The 2927-nt window shown below is 45.5% G+C and carries 3 protein-coding genes; 2 read left to right on the forward strand and 1 reads right to left on the reverse strand.

The window, feature by feature from the left end; genetic code table 11:
• Positions 1–126: 126 nt before the first annotated feature.
• On the forward strand, positions 127–870 hold the full coding sequence (locus B3763_RS11595) for a sulfite exporter TauE/SafE family protein (protein WP_286746639.1): 744 nt from the start codon (positions 127–129) through the stop codon (positions 868–870).
• Between the two features lie 74 nt (positions 871–944).
• On the forward strand, positions 945–1736 hold the full coding sequence (locus B3763_RS11600; protein ID WP_286746641.1) for a DUF3050 domain-containing protein: 792 nt from the start codon (positions 945–947) through the stop codon (positions 1734–1736).
• Here the strand turns inward: B3763_RS11600 and B3763_RS11605 are convergent.
• A partial coding sequence (locus tag B3763_RS11605) for an alpha-L-fucosidase (RefSeq protein WP_286746643.1) occupies positions 1711–2927 on the reverse strand: 1217 nt, incomplete at its 5' end. The genes B3763_RS11600 and B3763_RS11605 overlap by 26 nt on opposite strands.

Here is a 2927-nt window from a genome sequence, read left to right on the forward strand (position 1 = left end):
GTTCGAGTCCCGTCCGTTCCGCAAAAGCCTTAGAGAAATCTGAGGCTTTTTTTATTATCGGACTCTCGGTAAATCAACTTCATTAGTACCTCCCTGCTCTTTTGGGAAATTAGATAACTTCGCGGCATGCTCTCCCAACTGAGTCTATTTGATATTGTTACCATAACTACAGCCGCCTTTGTACTAGGCCTGTCTAAATCAGGTATTAAGGGCATCAGCATAATCATTGTGGCTTTAATGGCGCTAGTTTTTGAAGCAAGAGCCTCTACTGGCATATTGCTTCCTATGCTCATAGTGGGCGATGTGTTTGCCGTAATCTACTACAATCGCCATGCACAATGGAAATACCTTTTCAGGCTTATGCCCTTTATGATGGCCGGAGTAATAGTAGGCACCATTGCTGGCGATCACATGTCGGCTCATGCTTTTAGAAAAAGCATGGCACTGGTTATTTTCATTTCTGTGATTATCATGTTCTGGTGGGATCAGCGCAAGTCAAAGAAGGTACCTCAGCACCTCTCCTTTGCCGGGGTTATGGGACTTACAGCAGGTTTCACTACCATGGTAGGAAACCTGGCCGGCTCTTTTGCCAACATCTTTTTTCTGGCCATGCGCCTACCGAAAGATGCTTTTATAGGCACTACCGCCTGGCTGTTTCTAATCATTAACCTTTTCAAAGTGCCCTTTCATGTTTGGAGTTGGGGCACCATCAATTGGCCCACCCTTCAGGTGAGCTTGACCTTTACTCCGGCCATCTTCCTCGGTCTTTTCATTGGGGTTCGTCTACTCAAACGAGTCAATGAGCAATTTTTCAGAAAGTTTATCTTATTCATGACGGCCGTGGGTGCCCTGTTCATCTACTTTAGTTAATTTTAGCCCAAATTTTCACCGGCTATCGGCAACAACCATGCTCAATAGATGGTTAGATAGCAAACTTTGAAGTAATGGAGCAGACTGATTGGATAGAAAGAGAACTTCAACTGTATAGAACCCAACTCAACAATCACCCTTTATATCAACGATTAAGCAACCTGAACGACATACAGGTTTTTATGGAAAACCATGTATATGCCGTTTGGGATTTTATGTCGCTTTTAAAAGCCTTACAAAACGAACTTACCTGCACTACTCTACCCTGGGTACCAAAGTACAATCCTTCATTGAGCAGGTTTATCAATGAAATAGTGCTGGAAGAAGAGAGCGATGTAAACGAAGATGGAGAGTACATGAGTCATTTTGAAATGTACCTTCAGGCCATGGATCAGATTGGCGCCAATACACTGCCAATATCTCAGTTTGTTGAATGCGTCCGTGCCGGCCAAAACCTATCTGAAATTCAGGAAAAACTAAACCTGAACGATGCAGTAGTACGCTTTATGCGTTTCACTTTCGATGTGATTGAAAGCGGAAAACCCCACCTTATCGCTTCAGCTTTCACTTTTGGACGAGAAGACTTAATTCCGGATATGTTTCTGGAAATTGTAAAATCGGCCGAAGCAAAAGACGGCCACAAGGCTTATAGCAAGCTTACCTACTATCTGAAAAGACACATTGAGCTCGATGGCGGAGATCATGGACCATTGGCTATGCGCATGATCACAGAGCTTTGCGACAACGATGAACAGAAATGGCAGGAAGTGCTGGCCATAGCTAAAAAGGCCCTGAATGCGCGCATTGGTTTATGGGATTCCATTAGCGAAGCCATAGGACTTAAAGAGGCCGAGCCGGTTCTGTAGTAGCATAATATACGCCAACCTCAGAAATGGTTGGTACATTGCGAGCATCAGTAATTCTAAGTTGAATGGCGGTGGTTGTTATGTCGTCTAACCGAAGAATGCGTTTATAGCCAATAGTGGTCTCGCTAGCTACCTGTACCCATTCGTTATTCGATTTGATCCATACTTCGAATGATTTAACTCGCTGCCCTAAAGGAATATACTCCTGAATTAGCAGTCGGTTAAAGGTAACGGGCTCGGAAAACGAGAGATTCAAAGTAGAGGCTACAGAATCGTTTGGTGTGGACCAGTAAGTATCGAAGTCTCCATCGATTACTTTTTCTGCCGAAAACTCAGTACCTCTTTCTGAACCGGCAGTGGCCACGGCTTTTTTGGCCAGGTTGGTACGAAACGTTTCATCGAGCGTTTTTCGCAGATCCATTAAAGCCGCCACATCATTTTCATGGACCAACCCTCTTCTATCTACCGGTAAATTGAGAAGTAGATTGGCGTTTCTACCTACCGAGCGATAGTAAATATCCAACAATTGAGAGAGAGACTTTACTTTATCGTCTTCCGCTTTATGATAGTACCATCCAGGCCTGATGGACACATCACATTCTGCCGGAACCCAATATTTACCGTCTTCGTGACCATATGGCGACTCCTGATAGGGGCCGACTCCCGGTGCAAATTGCTCCTTTCTAAAGGTAGACCAGTTGGTTTTGCCGGCAAAGCCATTTTCGTTGCCTACCCATCGCGTGCCTGGCCCACCATCGCTAAAAATAATAGCCTCCGGCTGCAAGGCCTTTACCAGCGCAAAAGTACTATCCCATCCGTAGTAGGTATTCCTGTCTACGTTGCGGGTTTCATTAGCTCCACCATAATAACCATCGCCCCCGTTGGCACCATCTACCCAAAACTCAAATATGTCTCCATAGTTGGTCAGCAGCTCCTTTACCTGATTGCGGTAATACTCCACGTACTCCGGTTGGCCATAGGCCGCATGGTTTCTATCCCAGGGCGATAGATATATACCCAACTTGAGTCCAAACTCCCTGCAGGCATCGGCCAATTCGGCTACCACATCGCCCCTACCATTCTTCCAGGGGCTATTCTTTACCGAATGCTCGGTATAGGCCGAAGGCCAAAGACAAAACCCATCGTGGTGCTTAGCGGTGAGGATAACACCCTTCATCCCTGCTTCTTTTA

It is taken from the genome of Roseivirga sp. UBA1976, from assembly GCF_002336325.1.
GTDB lineage: Bacteria > Bacteroidota > Bacteroidia > Cytophagales > Cyclobacteriaceae > Roseivirga > Roseivirga thermotolerans.